Source organism: Clostridioides sp. ZZV15-6598 (assembly GCF_020657705.1).
GTDB classification, from domain to species: Bacteria; Bacillota; Clostridia; order Peptostreptococcales; family Peptostreptococcaceae; genus Clostridioides; species Clostridioides difficile_F.
The window spans coordinates 55045-72326 of record NZ_JAGWCS010000006.1 but is presented as its reverse complement, the minus strand read 5'-3'; the positions used below and the strand labels follow the sequence as shown (position 1 = coordinate 72326).

Annotated in this window: 19 protein-coding genes; 16 read left to right on the top strand and 3 right to left on the bottom strand. The window is 30.5% G+C overall.

Going from position 1 to position 17282, the window contains the following annotated elements; translation table 11 throughout:
* The first annotated feature begins 314 nt into the window (after positions 1-314).
* The 12 genes from KGF50_RS02265 to KGF50_RS02210 all read left to right on the top strand — a co-directional run bounded on the left by KGF50_RS02265 (position 315) and on the right by KGF50_RS02210 (position 11578).
* On the top strand, positions 315-1649 hold the full coding sequence (locus tag KGF50_RS02265; RefSeq protein ID WP_227846625.1) for a DUF3440 domain-containing protein: 1335 nt from the start codon (positions 315-317) through the stop codon (positions 1647-1649).
* Entirely contained in the window at positions 1646-2173 is a 528-nt protein-coding gene (locus KGF50_RS02260) for an IbrB-like domain-containing protein (protein ID WP_227846624.1), read from the top strand. The genes KGF50_RS02265 and KGF50_RS02260 overlap by 4 nt, the downstream gene beginning before the upstream one ends.
* Positions 2174-2583: 410 nt before the next feature.
* Entirely contained in the window at positions 2584-3291 is a 708-nt protein-coding gene (locus KGF50_RS02255; protein WP_227846623.1) for a lantibiotic protection ABC transporter ATP-binding protein, read from the top strand.
* Positions 3284-4054, top strand: a complete 771-nt coding sequence (locus tag KGF50_RS02250) for a lantibiotic immunity ABC transporter MutE/EpiE family permease subunit (protein ID WP_227846622.1) — start codon at positions 3284-3286, stop codon at positions 4052-4054. The genes KGF50_RS02255 and KGF50_RS02250 overlap by 8 nt, the downstream gene beginning before the upstream one ends.
* Entirely contained in the window at positions 4051-4818 is a 768-nt protein-coding gene (locus KGF50_RS02245) for a lantibiotic immunity ABC transporter MutG family permease subunit (protein WP_227846621.1), read from the top strand. Before KGF50_RS02250 ends, KGF50_RS02245 begins: the two co-directional genes overlap by 4 nt.
* Before the next feature lie 113 nt (positions 4819-4931).
* Entirely contained in the window at positions 4932-5624 is a 693-nt protein-coding gene (locus KGF50_RS02240) for a response regulator transcription factor (protein ID WP_227846620.1), read from the top strand.
* 19 nt (positions 5625-5643) lie between these two features.
* Entirely contained in the window at positions 5644-7110 is a 1467-nt protein-coding gene (locus KGF50_RS02235) for a sensor histidine kinase (protein ID WP_255654709.1), read from the top strand.
* 346 nt (positions 7111-7456) lie between these two features.
* Positions 7457-7795 (top strand): winged helix-turn-helix transcriptional regulator, encoded by a 339-nt coding sequence (locus tag KGF50_RS02230; RefSeq protein WP_227846619.1) that lies wholly within the window; start codon positions 7457-7459, stop codon positions 7793-7795.
* A complete protein-coding gene (gene fabF / locus KGF50_RS02225) occupies positions 7788-9023 on the top strand; it encodes a beta-ketoacyl-ACP synthase II (protein ID WP_227846618.1) in 1236 nt (411 codons plus the stop codon). Before KGF50_RS02230 ends, fabF begins: the two co-directional genes overlap by 8 nt.
* Positions 9024-9062: 39 nt before the next feature.
* Entirely contained in the window at positions 9063-9944 is an 882-nt protein-coding gene (locus tag KGF50_RS02220) for an aminoglycoside 6-adenylyltransferase (RefSeq protein WP_227846617.1), read from the top strand.
* Between the two features lie 225 nt (positions 9945-10169).
* Entirely contained in the window at positions 10170-10898 is a 729-nt protein-coding gene (locus KGF50_RS02215; protein WP_227846616.1) for a HEAT repeat domain-containing protein, read from the top strand.
* 110 nt (positions 10899-11008) lie between these two features.
* Positions 11009-11578 carry a GrpB family protein gene (locus KGF50_RS02210; RefSeq protein WP_227846615.1) on the top strand — a complete coding sequence of 190 codons (570 nt, stop codon included), beginning with the start codon at positions 11009-11011 and terminating at the stop codon, positions 11576-11578.
* A gap of 251 nt (positions 11579-11829) precedes the next feature.
* On the opposite strand, the gene KGF50_RS02205 is transcribed toward KGF50_RS02210, so the two are convergent.
* On the bottom strand, positions 11830-12213 hold the full coding sequence (locus KGF50_RS02205) for a GNAT family N-acetyltransferase (RefSeq protein WP_227846614.1): 384 nt from the start codon (positions 12211-12213) through the stop codon (positions 11830-11832).
* 230 nt (positions 12214-12443) lie between these two features.
* Between KGF50_RS02205 and KGF50_RS02200 the strand changes: the two genes are divergently transcribed.
* Genes KGF50_RS02200 through KGF50_RS02185 form a run of 4 tightly spaced genes read left to right on the top strand, consistent with a single transcriptional unit; the run spans position 12444 to position 14731 of the window.
* Positions 12444-12818 (top strand): GntR family transcriptional regulator, encoded by a 375-nt coding sequence (locus KGF50_RS02200; RefSeq protein WP_227846613.1) that lies wholly within the window; start codon positions 12444-12446, stop codon positions 12816-12818.
* Position 12819: 1 nt separating this feature from the next.
* The gene (locus tag KGF50_RS02195) at positions 12820-13680 is read left to right on the top strand and encodes an ABC transporter ATP-binding protein (RefSeq protein ID WP_227846612.1); all 861 of its coding nucleotides are present in this window, start codon (positions 12820-12822) and stop codon (positions 13678-13680) included.
* Entirely contained in the window at positions 13680-14321 is a 642-nt protein-coding gene (locus KGF50_RS02190) for an ABC-2 transporter permease (RefSeq protein ID WP_227846611.1), read from the top strand. Before KGF50_RS02195 ends, KGF50_RS02190 begins: the two co-directional genes overlap by 1 nt.
* Positions 14322-14347: 26 nt before the next feature.
* Entirely contained in the window at positions 14348-14731 is a 384-nt protein-coding gene (locus tag KGF50_RS02185) for a hypothetical protein (RefSeq protein WP_227846610.1), read from the top strand.
* 333 nt (positions 14732-15064) lie between these two features.
* Here KGF50_RS02185 and KGF50_RS02180 read toward each other — a convergent pair whose 3' ends face one another.
* Positions 15065-16402: a sensor histidine kinase gene (locus tag KGF50_RS02180; protein WP_227846609.1), complete on the bottom strand. Its 1338-nt coding sequence runs from the start codon at positions 16400-16402 to the stop codon at positions 15065-15067.
* Between the two features lie 19 nt (positions 16403-16421).
* Entirely contained in the window at positions 16422-17132 is a 711-nt protein-coding gene (locus tag KGF50_RS02175; protein WP_227846608.1) for a LytR/AlgR family response regulator transcription factor, read from the bottom strand.
* Positions 17133-17282 lie beyond the last annotated feature (150 nt).

The following is a 17282-nucleotide window of genomic DNA, read 5'->3' as shown; positions in this document are numbered from 1 at the left end:
GAAATATATATAATGTATAACTTAAAAAATTATGAATTTGGAAAATAAAAATTTGAATTTAAAAAATATGTAAAATATAAAATATTGAGCTAAATACTGAAAAAATAATGATAATTATTGCTGTTGGAAAATAATGTAAAATAATGGTAAAATATAGTTTATAATAGAAAAATTGATTTATATTATAATTATATGTATTTTTTGGATTTATGCACTTAGAGGATGCATAATTTATGTTGATTACTGCTAAAAGTGCATATACAATATTACATTCTAAGTTTTCATAAACTTCTATTTGAAGGGGGAAATTACAAATGGATAAAAGATATTTGGAATCCAGTGTATTTGAAGCTTTTCAAGACAGACTTTCTTATGTTTTCAATGAATTTGATTATATCTATGTGTCTTTCAGTGGAGGAAAAGACAGTGGTCTACTATTGAATTTAGTTTTGGATTATAAAAGAAAATATAATATAAAATCCAAAATAGGAGTATTTCATCAAGATTTTGAGGCTCAATATAGTATGACAACAGAATATGTTGAAAAAATGTTTGAAGACAATCTTGGAGATATTGAACCATATTGGGTATGTCTGCCAATGGCTACGAGAACAGCTTTAGGTAATCATGAAATGTTTTGGTATCCATGGGATGATGAGAAAGAAGAATTATGGGTAAGAAAAATGCCAGACAAAGAATACGTAATAAATCAAGAAAATAATCCTTTTACCTACTATAAGTATAAGATGAAGCAGGAAAGTTTGGCAAAGCAATTTGGTAGATGGATGAGAGACAAACATAAGGGTGCAAAAGTTGTTTGTTTACTTGGGACAAGAGCGTCAGAATCCTTACAACGTTATTGTGCTATTGTGAATAAACAGCATGGATATAAAGGAAAGTGTTGGATAACAAAGGAGTTTAAAGATGTATGGACAGCATCTCCTTTATATGACTGGGGACTAGAAGATGTTTGGGTAGCCAATTATAAATTCGACTATGAGTACAATAAAATCTATGATTTGTTCTATAAAGCTGGATTGCCTCCAAGAAAAATGAGAGTAGCATCTCCTTTCAATGATTCAGCAAAAGAGAGTTTAAATTTATATAAGATATTGGACCCAGAAGTATGGGTAAAATTGGTTGCTAGAGTACAAGGGGCTAATTTTACTTCTATTTATGGAAAAACAAAAGCTATGGGGTATCGCAGTGTAAAGTTGCCAGAAGGACATACATGGAAAAGTTTCACTTATTTTCTGCTTGATACACTACCTGAAAATATAAGAAATAATTATATTAAAAAATTTTCAACATCTATAGACTTTTGGCATAAAAAAGGCGGTGGTTTGCCAGAAATCGCTATATGTGAGTTGATAAGAAAAGGGTATAATATAGAAATAAATGGAATTTCTAATCATACAAAAGATAAAAAAAGTAGAGTCGTATTCTTAGGAGATATACCTGATGACACAGATGATATTAAATTTACTAAAGATATACCAAGTTGGAAAAGAATGTGTTATTGTATTTTAAAAAATGACCATATGTGTAAGTTTATGGGATTTAGTCCTACAAAAGAGCAAAGAATGAAAACAGAATACATTAAGAAAAAGTATGAAAAATTTTCTAAGATAGGAGTTAAGATGCTATGAAGTATAAAAGTCCTGTATATGAAATCATCGCTGTCCCAATTGAAAAGATAGAATCTAACGACTATAATCCAAATGCAGTAGCTCCACCAGAAATGCAGTTGCTGTATAAAAGTATAAAAGAAGATGGATATACAATGCCGATTGTTTGTTATTATAATCCAGAAAATGACAAATATGTTATTGTAGATGGTTTTCATAGATATCGAATAATGCTTGAAAATAAGGATATATATGATAGAGAAGGTGGAGTACTTCCTGTTTCAGTAATTGATAAATCCCTTGATGAGAGAATGGCAAGTACTATTCGTCATAATCGTGCAAGAGGTTCACATAATGTGGATTTAATGAGCAATATTATAAAGGAACTTTGTGATATTGGGAAATCTGATAAATGGATATCAAAGTACTTAGGGATGGATGTTGATGAGATTCTTAGACTAAAGCAAATAACTGGATTATCATATTTATTTAAAGATAAAGAGTTTGGGCATGCATGGGTTCCTTTTGATTCTGATGATAGATAAGATAATTAAAAAGACATGTTTTTAGTATAAGTACTATGGAAACACTATTAACTTTTTTGGAGCAGTATTTTAAAGAAATATAAAGTAGTGTTTTAAAGAAGTATGAAGCAGTATTTTGAAGAAATATGAAGCAGTATATTAAAGAAAATATACTTGAGTTTAAAGCTTTTGAATAAATACAAGTATTGAGAATAGAGTAGTGTAAGATATAAATACATAATATTAACAAAGAAAAAAGAGCAGGAGGATATCCTGCTCTTTTTCTTTGTAAGTACTGTTTAACTTTTTTCACTTATGGATAAATATTATATTTTCATAAAAAATTATAAGTGTTATAGAATTGTTATTTTTTCATGTTAATCTTTCTATAGAAAATAAATTTAGATTATTACAAGAAAGGATGAATAGACATGAAAGACTTAATTCTTGAAACAAAAAACTTATCAAAAAGATATGGAGAGCAAATGGCAGCCAACCATATTTCACTGCAAATTGAACGAAATAGTATATACGGGCTTCTTGGACCAAATGGTGCAGGAAAGTCAACAACACTTAAAATGATTGTTGGACTTCTTCGTCCAACAGGAGGACAGATTCTTTTTAATAGAAAGTTGTGGGAACGAGAATCTCTTACAAAAATAGGTTCTCTAATTGAATCACCTGCTTTATATGGAAACCTTACAGCAGAGGAAAATTTACTAGTTCACACAAGACTTCTAGGAATTCCAAATGAAAAAATTCATGAAGTTCTAGAAACCGTTGATTTGAAAAACACTGGAAAAAAGAAAGCCTCACAATTTTCTATGGGAATGAAACAACGACTTGGAATCGCTATTGCACTTTTGAATAATCCAGAGCTGTTGATTTTGGATGAACCAACCAACGGGCTTGACCCATTTGGGATTCAAGAACTACGTGAGTTGATTGCATCTTTTCCTAAAAAGGGAATTACAGTAATTCTCTCAAGTCATATATTATCAGAGGTTGCTCAGGTGGTTGATAAAATTGGAATTATTAGTGGAGGAAGACTATTATTTCAAGGGACACCAGACCCAAATGAAAATCTGGAGGAATTCTTCTCTGATGTAATCTTAAAAGGAGGAAAGAAAAATGAATAGACTTAAATCTGAACTTCTAAAATACAAAAGAACATTTATGGGGAAATTGATTGTTTTTATTCCAATATTCTTTGTACTATATGCATGTATAACACAAGCGACAATCCTGAAAAACCCATTATCTCAAAGTAGTTCTTGGTCATGGGACAATCTTCTAGTTTTGATTTTTAATTCGTGGCCAGTTGTATTTTTTCCTCTTGGCATGGGATTATTTGCCGCTTTAGTAGCTGGGCAGGAAAGAAAAGCTGGGAATTATCGTACCTTGTGTGCATATAATGTTTCACCTATGACTATTTGGATTAATAAGGTTATGGCTATGTCAGTTTACACTCTGCTTTCAACACTGGTTTTGATAGTTGTAACAATCATGAGTGGTTTGTTTTTGTCAGAAGGAGAAATTCCATTTGGAAAGATTATTGCTGGAGGATTTACTTGTTGGTTTGTTTCTCTTTCACTTATTCCGATTCAGTTGTGGGCAGCTACATGGAAAGGAACATTATTAAGTATGGGAATTGCACTTGTAGGTATGATGGGAGGTGTTCTTACAGCAATAAAATCTTTATGGATTGCAGTACCATGGAGTTGGGCTATGAGGCTGATGTGCCCTATTGTTGGTGTGCATCCAAATGGAACTATTTTGGAGACTGGAAATCCACTTTTAGATTCATCTGTGATTCCTTTTGGAATTATCGTATCTCTGGTTGTATTTGTTATAATTACAGTAATTACAGGCATTTGGTTTAATAGGAGGGAAGTAAAATGATAGGAGTATTATCATCAGAGTGGCTAAAAACAAAACATACAGCAATTCGTTGGATTACATTTTTTATACCTGTAGTCATTGCACTTTGTGTTATTTTTTATCTTATAGCTAGGCCTGAAGTTACATATAAATTTGTTTTTGAAGGTTATTTTACAGTATGGACAGCAATTATAATTCCAGTAGGAGTAAGTCTTCTATCAGGATTTATTATACATGAGGAGGAATTAGCTGGAGAATTCAATGGTTTTTTAAATACAGGAGTTTCACGAATTAAGTTATACTTAGGAAAATTTTTTATATTGATTTTCTGTATAGCAGTCAGCACTTTTATTTCATCACTTATAATCTGTGTAGGAATGAATATTGTAATACCTGATGAAGTTAACATTTCCCTGTTTATGATGGCCTCTTTACTTGCAGTAATAGGGACGCTTCCAATTCTAGCTATTCATTTGTGGGTGAGTTTTTCATGGGGGATGGGAGCATCTATAGGAATAAGCATGGGTGGTATTTTAATGGCTGCTTTGATTGGAGGAACAAGTCTTGGGAATAAAATCTGGATGTTTGTTCCTTGGGCTTGGCCAGTAAAGATGTCAATGTTTCCATCTATTTATCTTCAGACTTTCTCATCAACTTCAATTTATCCAAGAGCAGAGTCACAGTTAATAGGGGCGCTTAATTTGACAGGAATTGGACTTATCATTTTTCTAATTGGTGGAATTTTATGGTTTAATAGGTGGGAAGGGAGAGCATGCAATGATTAATAATTGTAGATATTTTCATAAACTTGACTAATGAGAAAAATTATCAGATAATATATGGGCAAGTTACAATACAGGCTTGTTCATAACTCATAGGTATTGGAGGGTAATTAAAATTGAGCAAAATATTGATTGTTGATGATGAAAGGGAATTGGTAGACTTATTAGAAAAAAAACTTAAGTCAAAGGGGCATGAAGTACTGATAGCATATAATGGAAATGATGGAATTGAATTAGCAAAGAAACAGCCAGACCTCATTATACTTGATATTATGATGCCTGGAGCTGATGGATTTGAAGTTTGTAGTACCATAAGAGATGATGTAGTATGCCCTATCATTTTTCTAAGTGCAAAGCAATCAGAGACAGATAAAATCAAGGGATTAACTCTTGGCGGAGATGATTATATAGTGAAACCTTTTGGCTTAAGGGAATTGATGGCACGTATTGAAGCTAATTTACGCCGTGAAAAGAGGTCACAATATATCAATGTGAAGAATAAACGTCCAAAAATGTATTTTGGGAAATTATGTTTGGATATACAGGAGCGTGCAGTCAAAATTGATGGTGTGGATGTTCACCTGACGAAAAGAGAATATGACATTGTAGAATTACTCGCACTACATGCAGGGCAGGTCTTTTCTAGAGAACAAATCTATGAAAAAGTATGGGGATATGATTCAGAAGGTGAAGATTCAACGGTTGTTGAGCGTGTTAAGAAGATTCGTGCTAAATTTTCTGTAGTAACACCTAAAATTGAATATATTTCTACTGTTTGGGGAATTGGGTATAAATGGAATAAAATTTAGAAATAGAGAGGTTTGTATAATGAAGAGTATAAAGAATCAGTCGCTTTCAGCACAGTTTCGTAGAACACTTTTTTTAATTATGATCACCAGCGTATTAGCATCACTGATTACTTATGCTGTAGCCATTATGTTGCTTATCCAAGCTATAAATAATAATGATATATATGGCGAAAACTATTATGAACAACAGATACCAAAAATAGAAAAATACATTCATAAAAAAAATACGACTATTCTATCTCCTTCAAATGCAGAAGATTTGAACAATATGATTCATGGTGATGGGTTATTCTATCAGGTTGTAGATAATGACAGTAATTTTATATACGGTACGTATGAGAAACAAGTTTTTAAAACGAAGGAAGAGCTATTTAGTAAACTAAATACAAAAATTATGGATTCGGGTAATTTTGTAAAAGTGGTTTCTGTTATTGATGATAGTGGAAAAATCGAAGGGGCTGTTCTTCTTGCTTATCAATTGAAACTTACTTATGCAAATGGAAATGAAATTGGACATTGGAAAGATGATAGGGTTATTATGATTGCTCTGTTATCTCCTTTTATATATATTATAGGATTTACAATATTATTTTCTCGAATTCTTGCTAAGAATATCAATCGACCACTGAAACTTTTGATGGATAGTTCACAGAAGATTAAAGAAAAGAACCTTGATTTTGAAATAGACTATTATGCAGATAATGAACTAGGAAAGTTATGTAGTGCCTTTTCAGAAATGAAAGACGAATTAAAAAAATCTTTATCTTCACAATGGAAAATAGAACAAGAACGAGTAGAGATGGTGGAAGCACTAGCACATGACTTGAAATCACCATTATCTATTGTAAAGGTATATTCAGAAGCTTTGATTGATGATACTGAGATTAGTGAAGAACAACGTCAATATCTTGCAGTCATAGAAGCAAATGTAGATAAAAGTGTCTCATTGGTTCAGCAAATGCAATATACTTCTGAACTTGAAAAATCTTGTATTCAGTTGCAGTTAATTCCTATAAATTTGACTGAGTTTTTGGAGCGAAAAGTATACTACTATGAGTTAGAAGCTAGAAAAAAAGAAATATCTATTATTTTAAATATTCAAAGTGATATAGAAGAACCTGTTTTGATTGATATAGAGAAATTGGAGAGAATATTTGATAATATCGTATCTAATAGCCTTCAATATACTCCAGCAGGTGGAAACATTAAGATATCAGCAAAGGCAGAAAAAGAATATATTTCATATGAGATTTGTGATTCTGGTACTGGATTTAGTGCTAAAGACATGCATAAAGTTTTTGAAAAGTTTTATAGAGGTGATGAGGCTAGACAGACTGAAGGAGGACATTCTGGTTTAGGGTTGTATATTGTCAAGCAGTTAGTTGAGATGCTTGGTGGTTCAATCAGAATAGAAAATGCGGAATATGGTGGTGCATGTGTGATATTTCAGCACAAAATATTTGATGAAAGGGAAATGGAGGATTAATCTTACTACACTTAGCTAGACTTGATAATACTGTCTGTAATACTTTCATGATGGTTAAATTCTTTATCTTTTAATTTTTTATTGTGTAAATATTGTAAATATATTAATAAGTGATTATGTTAAGTATATAAAAGAGGTATCAGCAATATGTTGATACCTCTTGTTGTATTGAAATATTGAAAAAATATATCTTATAAGTTCTTAAATGAATATAGATAGATTTTACAAATAAATACAGAAGCTTTTTACAAATAAAATCTGTTACCTTAACATAGTAAATATAGTATTATATAATTATACTAACTAAAAGTAAGTATATAACTTTAAGCTAGTTAAGGAGGATAATATGAAAAAATATTTACCTGCTTGTCCAGTAGAAATCACACTGCAAATGATAGGTGATAAATGGAAGTTTTTAATATTAAGAGAATTAATAAGTGGGAAAAAGCGTTTTGGTGAATTAAGTAAATCAATTGAAAATATAAGTCAAAAAATGTTATCACAGAATCTAAAGAGTATGGAGGATGATGGCTTGGTGCATCGTGAAGTCTATGCACAAGTTCCACCTAAAGTTGAATATTCTTTAACTGAATTAGGTATGACTTTACGTCCTGTATTAGTTTCTTTGTTTGAGTGGGGTAATATGTATAAAGAGTATAATGAGAAGGAGAACAAATATGAATAGAGTTGTAATAACTGGTGTTGGGGTAGTATCCCCTATTGGAAATAACATTGAAGAGTTTTGGAGAAATGTAAAACAAGGAAATCATGGTATACAGATGATTGATAGATTTGATACTGCGGATTTATCTGTAAAAGTAGCAGGGCAAGTAAAAGATTTTAATCCTTTGTTATCATTTTCTAAGAAAGAGATTAGACACAATGACTTGTATTGTCAATATGCAGTTGAAGCAACAAGACAAGCAATTTCTGACTGTGGAACTGATTTTAAAGAAATTGACCCTTATCGTATTGGTGTAATAGTTGGTAGTGGTATAGGTGGAATACATACTCTTGAAAGTGAATATAGAAAGTTTGTAGAAAAGGGTGGTAGACGTGTCTCTCCATACACAATACCAATGTTAATATCAAATATGGCTGCTGGAACTATTGCTATTAAATATGGGTTCAAAGGAATTAATTATGCTTTGGTATCTGCTTGTGCAACATCTACTCACACAATAGGTGAGGCATTTACAGCCATTAAACATGGACGATTGGATGTCTGTGTAGCTGGTGGTTCTGAAGCATGTATAACTGAATTTACATTGGCTGGATTTAATAATATGAAAGCTTTGAGTAATAGCGATAATCCTGATAGAGCATCAATTCCTTTTGATAAAGACAGAGATGGATTTGTCATGGGTGAAGGAGGAGCTGTTTTGGTATTAGAAAGCTTGGAGAATGCGAGAAAGAGAAATGCTAAGATTTATGCTGAAGTAGTGGGCTATGGTGTGACAGAAGATGCATATCATATTACTAGTCCAGACCCTACAGGAGAAGCGGCTTGCCAAGCAATTTTAATGGCATGTAATGAGGGAGGAATCAATCCAAGTGAAATTGACTATATAAATGCACATGGTACTTCTACTTCAATTAATGATAAATACGAAACAAATGCGATAAAGTTAGCATTAAAAGAGGCTTCTAAAGAAGTACTTATTAGCTCAACAAAATCAATGACAGGTCATTTATTAGGTGCGGCTGGAGCTTTGGAGGCGATAGTTTGTGTAAAATCTATAGATGAGGGATTTGTTCCTATGACTGTAGGGTATAAAAATTTTGACCCAGATTGTGATTTGAATTATGTTGTAGAGGGTGGCATTGAGAAAGAAGTGAGATATACACTTTCTAATTCTTTAGGTTTTGGGGGACATAATGCAACTATTTGTTTGAAGAAGTTTGAGGACTAGTAGTTTTTTGTTTACAAAAGTGATTCATGGAGGTGGAAAGTGCGCACTGAAAAAGAAATGCTTGATTTAATTCTAAATATAGCAAAAGAAAATGAACTTATTAGAGCTGTTTATATGAATGGCTCTCGTACAAATCCAAATGTGCCAAAAGATATTTTTCAGGATTATGATATTGTATATGTTGTATCAGAAACAAAACCTTTTTATGAAGATGAGTCGTGGATTGATTGTTTTGGCTCAAGGCTATATATGCAAATGCCAGAAAAAATGGACTATTTAAGAGGAGATAATCATAACTTTGATGAAACTTATGGATGGCTGATACAATTTGAAGATGGTAATAGGCTAGATTTACATGTTGAATCTATTCCATTTTCTCTTAAAAAGATACTATTAGATAAGCTATGTGTTGCTTTATTGGACAAAGATGATATTTTGCCTCAAATACAAGAATCTACAGATGAAGATTATCATGTTAAAAAACCATTAGAAAATGAGTTTATATGCGATTGTAATAATTTTTGGTGGTGTCTTAATAATGTGGCAAAAGGGCTTTGGAGAGAAGAAGTTCCTTATGTTATGGATATGATAAATTATCATATTAGACCTAATTTAATAAATTTACTTTCTTGGAAAATTGGAATAGATACGAATTATACTTGTAGTGTTGGGAAGTCTGGAAAATATATGTGTAATTTCCTTGAGGAAGATATGTATAATCGTTTTTTGAGTACATATTCTGATGGTAAAGTAGATAATATATGGAATGCTACATTATCAATGTGCGATTTGTTTGATGAGGTTGCTGTTGAGGTGTCCAATAAATTAGGATACAAATACAATAAAGAGGAAGCAGATGCTAGTAGGAGTTTTTTGGAGCATGTGAGAAGTTTACCGAGGGATGCAAAGGAAGTATATTAGCTTGTTGTAGGTAATATTAAATTGTTAAATTTAAGGGTATCCGTTATGATATTAGAGTTAAATTTAGTGATGACATAGATTTAATTTAGTTAAGGTTAATATAGAAGTAAGGTGGATAGATTTAATATATAGCAGTTCATAGTGCAATGAGAAAAATAATCCTGTCTGACTAATTTTGTTTAACTATTTTATATCTGATAAAAAATAATAATATGAGGTCGATTTATGAAAAGTACTAATGAAGATTTGATGAAGCGAGGTTTTATTACAGAAGAATATATCAATAAATTTCAATCGTATTCAGATGAAGAGTTATTAGAACTAGTAAATTCATCAAAAGCAGTTGAAAGGTCAGTTTCTATAAACTTAATGTCAAAAAGATATGGAGTAGAAAATAAAGAATTTGTAGAATTTTTGTTAGGAAAGCTTTGTGTTGAAAAATCTCTATATACGAAGATTGAGATTTGTAGTGCCCTTGAAAAGGGTAATATTTATACTGCAAAACAGATGATTAAATATCTTGGAATAATAGGAAATAATCAACATAAATGTTTGCCAGATAGGGTTTCTAAAAAGAAGAGTTATCCGTTGGCAAGGGATATAATTGCAAGAAGTTTAGCAAGGATGAATGTAGAGGTTTTACCTGTATTGTTTGATGTTTTAGAGAGTGATGATAGGATTAAGATTTCTGAGGTAATTGATGCTATAGGATTTATGATATTTTATAATCAAGAGACATCTAATGAGTATTATTTTAAAAAGATTGTAAGTGTAATGGAAAAGTATTTGGAAGATGATTTAATTATTTGGAAATGTATAATGTGCCTTTCTTCTTTTAAGACTCAAGAAAGTATAGATATTCTTGAGCAAGTTTTATATAGTGATAAAAATGATTTAATAAAAAATGAAGCTGAGTGTTCTCTAAGTAAGATTAGAAAAGAGATAAAGTTGTAGAAAGAAATAAAATCAAAGGTAATAAAATCGTAGAAAGAAATAAAATCAAAAGTAATTAAAGCTGTAGAAAGAATAATTAAATTTACTAATTTGAAAGGAGAAACTGATTTATGAGAAAACAACTGTCAGAGATGACATTGGAAGAATTATGGGAGCTATTTCCTATATTTTTAACTAATCATAGGGAATGTTGGAAAGACTGGTTTGAAGAAGAAGAATCTAGGCTAACTGAACTACTACCTATGCAAAAAATTGTGAGAATAAGTCATATTGGAAGTACTGCTGTGAATACAATTTATGCAAAACCGATTGTTGATATACTGATTGAGATAAAGCCTGACTGCAATATGCAAGAGATTAAAGAATTAACAGAGTCAGATGACTATATTTGTATGTCTGAAAGTGGTGATAGGATTTCACTTAATAAGGGATATACAGTAGACGGATTTGCAGAACGGGTTTTTCATTTACATATAAGGTATGTAAGGGATAATGATGAATTGTTTTTTAGAGATTATTTGATTGATAATCCAAGCATTGCGAAGGAATATGAAAATCTTAAGTTGAAATTATGGAAGGAATATGAGCATAATCGTGATGCTTATACAGATAACAAATCAGATTTTATTAAAGAGGTAACTGAAAAAGCTAGAGAGTTATATTCTAATAGATACAGTTAGGATATTATTTACCATATTTAAGTTTACCGTATTTAAATTTAAGTTTAGGTAAGTTTACAAGGAAGTACACTCAGACCGTGAAGCAGGTGCTGGAAACAAATATCGGTATGCTACCAGAGAGGGTAGTAGTAAGCCATCAAGGTTTAAATGGACGAGCTTAACCGTTGACTGACTCGATTGGCTTTACTATCCTCCCAGCAAATTAGGATTTGTCAATTCAATTTCATGTATAGACGCGGATGGGGCTTTCTTTAGAGACTATCCTTTTTAATCATATATGATTGCATATCTTTTTGACAACCGTTCTTTTCATAAAATTCTTCAACTCCTGGCTGTGCACCGAAGTATAGTGATGTCGGTGTGTGGATTTTGGCTAGGTTTAACAATTTGCTTCCAATACCTTTCTTTTGAAACTCTGGTAAAACCAGCAGTTCTGTGATTGTACCAAAATAGTATCCATCAGATAATATTCTGATGCACCCAATAAGTTGGTTTTCTTCATATGCTGTAATATTGATTGTTTTTTTTAATGCGTTCTGTGTTTTTTCAACGTCATATTTACCAGGCCAAACACTGTTGGCTAAAGATAGGAAGACCTTAGCATCCAATTCATAATCATCAACAATATATTCCATAATTATTCTCCTTAAAAAATTTTTATTTTCAATATTATATCATCCAAGATATGAAATAACAATCACATTCAAACTTCTGTTTTCCTGTCTACTACATCATCTTTTTTGCTAATTGCTGAAACTGTTCAGATGTTTAGGAATGAGCATCTTCTGAAAATTTATTGACAACTAAGTGTATATAGTTTATAGTGTGTATATAGAAACAACACACTAAGGAGGATTGATTATTTTTGAAAATATTAATTTCAAATACTTCTGATAATCCACTTTACCAACAAATCAAAGACCAAATAAAAGATGCTATTTTGAAAGAAGAATTAGTTGAGGGCGACTTATTACCATCTATTCGTGCTTTTGCAAATGATTTAAAAGTCAGTGTATTAACTATTCGAAGAGTTTATGAGGAATTGGAAAAAGAGGGATTCATTACAAGTCAAGTTGGTGTAGGAACTTTCGTGACTACAAGCAATATAGACTTATTAAGAGATTCAAAACGACGACTTGTAGAACAAAAAATGCAGGATATGATACAAACTGCAAAATCTTTAAATATCACTAAAGAGGAACTTAATGACATGATGGATATTTTATATGAGGGGGATTAACATGAATAATATTATTGAAATATCTGGACTTAATAAATCATATGGAGATTTTTCCTTGCAAGATGTTACATTTTCTCTGCCAGAGGGCTGTATTACAGGGTTTATTGGTGTAAATGGTGCAGGAAAAACAACTACTTTAAGAACTATGTTAGGGCTTACAGGCAAAGAGGTTGGAAATATTCGTTTTTTTGGAATGGATATGGCAGAGAATGAACAACAGATAAAAGAACGTATAGGAATTGTGCTTGATGATGGGTGTTTTTATGATGAATTAACTTTAGCCGAAATGAAAAATATTATAGCACCTGCGTATAAGTTTTGGTGTGAGGATGATTTTAAAAAGTATATGGAAAAATTCTCATTGGTTTCTAATCAAAAAATAAATACTCTTTCAAAAGGGATGCGTATGAAATATGCATTAGCACTTGCCCTTTCTCATAAAGCAGAGTTGTTGATTATGGATGAACCGACAAGTGGTCTTGACCCACTTATTCGCAGTCAGTTGCTTAAAATATTAACTGAATATATGGAGAGTGGTGGAAAAGGTGTTTTTTTCTCAACTCATATAACTTCTGACTTGGATAAAATTGCAGATATGCTTATTATGATTGATAACGGAAAAATAATATTTCAAGAAGAAAAAGATAACCTTTTAGATACTTATAGAATTGTAAAGGGAGACTTACAGAAGTTAGATAAAGATACACGAAAATTATTTGTGAATATAAATGAAACATCTTTTGGATTTACAGGAATAACAAAACAGGCAGAAATAGTAAAAAATGTAATACCAGACGCAATTATTGAACGTACTACAATAGAAGATATTATGTTAGCCAATATTGAGGGAGGTAGAATATAATGTTAATTCATTTAATAAAAAAAGATTTTTTGATTGTAAAAAAATATGTTCTTATTGTGTTAGCAGTATGTGTAATATTTCCTATATTTTTGATTTGGAGACTTCCAGAGTATGCTGGAGTTATGGGATATATTTTAACGACGATTTTCTCTATCTTCATGCTTTTGCAGTATGTCTCTTTAAAAGAAAGCCAATATCCTAAAGCATCTACACTATTATGTGCAACTCCTTACCCACGAAAAATGCTTGTATTGGCGAAGTATGCATTTTGCCTGATTGTTTTTTGTGCATGCTCCCTTATATTTTGGATTGAAACACTATTTTTACCACAATTAGGAGTTTTTCATTTTGAAATGTTTGTAATGATGTTGTTAGTTATATCAGTTTTTTTAGGAATTTATTTACCAGTACAATACAAATTAGGATATGAAAAAACAAAATTCTTCTTTGGTGTTATCATTATGGGTTCACCTTTTATTCTTCCACTACTATTAAAACTGGAAAATAGATTGAATATTGACTTTATAAACATGTTCAATTCACGTGCCTTATATAGCGGAGGTCTCTTAATTAGTTTAACTATATTTGTAATATCAGTTTTTGTTTCTATTAAGATTTATAATAAATCTGATTTAGCATAACCTAAAAAATAATTGGAGGTCTAACTATGAGTACTGACATTATATTTCTTTACATTATAGCTGTTATTGTTTTATTATTTGCTGCGGTAAATTGCATTGTCTACATTTTAAAGCATAATAAAACAGCTCAAACAACTGGAACTATTGTGTCAATCAAAATGCCAAATTCTGAAACGGCAAGAGTCAGAAATTCAAAGTGGGCTATTGTCACTTATATGGTAAGCAATAAAGTTTATACATCTAGAAATCGTGTACAGGTTCCTATGACAGCACAAGTTGGAAGTTATACATTAGTACGTTATGATGTTAAACAGCCAGATAAATTATATAGCTTTTCAATGACAAGAATTGTTGTAGGAGTTTTAATTTCGGCGGTATTTTTTATAGTTGCAGTATTCAATCTTATATAGTTGAAGAGGATAGAGTATGCAACATTTCCCTGATTGGTTTGCTGTTATATTCATTTTGCTTCTATTTGCTTCTATTTGAATTTACATATACAAAACATGTTGAATTTACATATATAAAAAATGGAAAAATAATCTAAAAATAAGGAAAGTCATTTCTGGCTTTCCTTATTTATTGAGATATTGTCAATTTTATTCTGAGAAAGAGTATAAAAACTTAAAACAGTCTTGTATTAACATAGTGTAATATAGAGATTGCAATAATAAATCAAAAATAGTATGATTTTAGGTTTAATACTAACATGACTTAATTATAGTATAATTCTCAATTCTCTACTAACATAACCTAATATAAAGAAATAAAGAAAAATCTGTATCAGTATAAGAAATATTCAACTCTCCATTGTACTTATCAACAATTTCCTTGATATTTTCAATACCATATCCATGAGATTTACTATTATCTTTATCTGAAATAAATAAGCCCTGTTTTTTAGTGATAGGATTTACCTTGTTATTTGTCAATAAATAACTAAAATACTCATTTTCACAACGTGCCTTTAGTACGACTTTTCTATTGGATAAGTTGGGAATCTTTAAGGATGCTTCAATAGCATTATCCAAAGAGTTTGAAAAAATAGTACATAAATCCATTGGCTCTATACCAAAGTGATTGTCTATATCTATATTAAAATGAACATCAACAACACTTTCTTCTAATTTTGTATGACGAAGATTTAAAATTGAATTAAGGGCAGGATTTTTACAAAACTGCTTACCACTTAAAGTCCCGAAACTAAGTTTTAATTGTGTAAAATAATCTTTAGCTCCATCAATATCTTCAACTTCTAAATAAGATTCAATCATTTGGAAGTGGTTATTTATGTCATGTCGTATTTTGCGTATCTGAACCTGTTGATTCTCTAGTAAGTCGTAATATTCTTCTTTTATATGATTCGATTGATTTTCTAACTTCATTTTTACATTTTCAATTAGTGGATTTAAAAGAAGTATTACACCAATATTAGCTATGATTGCAGATAAAATAATTAGATAAGTACCATAAGGTAAGTTACCTAAAATAATATTATAATCGCTACCCATAGGAATTAAATTAGTGGGTGGCAAAATAATGGCAATTAATATTGATAAAAATGAGGACATACATACCACATCAATAAAAATCCATATGTGATTTGTAAGGTACTGTTTTATATTAACTAATCTATTTTTTAAGAAAAAATGTATCAAAAACCATAAAAATGCTTTAATTATGGCAGAAACTATCTTAACAATTGAAAGTATTGCAGTATACTCAATTGAGCTTACAAGTTCTCTATATAGAGGATTGTTTATAAAAAGAAAATTAATACCAACTATAATAGGGTAGAGTATCATTATAACTGATATTATAGGAAGCAGCCTACTTTTACTACAGACTATAAGGAGTATAAAATATCCAAGTAGTGTAAAAAGGATATTTACAGGGTCAGAAAGCCATATTATCATTTGAGTGATAATAGAATAACCCAAAATCAATATTATTTTAAAAATCCAATGTTTCCTAAAATCTATAAAATAAGATGTTAGTTTATAAAGAAAAAAAGCCATAAAAATGCTAAGTAAAACTGTAATATAAATTGTAGCTTTTGATATTATTGAATAAGCATCCATTTGAAAACCTCTCTAAAATTTAAGATTCTAGCATATGTCTTGTAAATTTTCCTACAACTTCTTGATATTTTTGACGACTTATAGGAATTTTTTCATTTTGTACTTTAGCATACGTCTGATTTACACTATCTACATAGTTTAGATTGACAATGTATCTCTGATGTGTACGTATAAAATTAGATGGAAGAATATCTTCCATGTCATTTAGTTTTCCATAATACTCTAAAGATTTGTCAGGGGTTACTACAGTCAACTTTCTTAATTCACTTTTAAAGTAGAGAATGTCTTTTGTATTGATTTTACAAAGGTTAGTTCCAATCTGAACTGTAATGAAGTGTTCTTTCCATTGTTCTAATTTTTTTAGTGCTTCTTTTAAAACTTCACATATTTTTTCACTTTTATAAGGTTTTAAGATATAGTTTAAAGCTCCTACATCGTATCCATGAAATACATAGTCAGAAAAACCTGTGACAAAGATAATTATAGTATCTTTTGAGTATTTTCGAATGATTTTTGCTATATCAACTCCATTAATTTCTCCAAGTTCAATATCTAAAAAAATGATGTCCATATAATAATTTTCATGTTCTAGGCTGTATATTAGACTTTCGCCATTTGAGTGTTCTTTTATCTGGCAGGGATAGCCCCACAAATCCATTTCTCTTGTGATGATTTTATTTAGCATACTTCTTTGTTGTTTTTCGTCATCACAAATACAAATTGAAATCAATGATTATTCTCCTTTCAAGTTTTATATTTATATAATCAAATTTTATATTTATATAATTAAGTATATAATAAATTGAGCTACCTAGATATATAAAAGAGAAAATATATCTAGATAGCAAAGTAGAGTCTTACTTAAATAAGTTTTGACTAA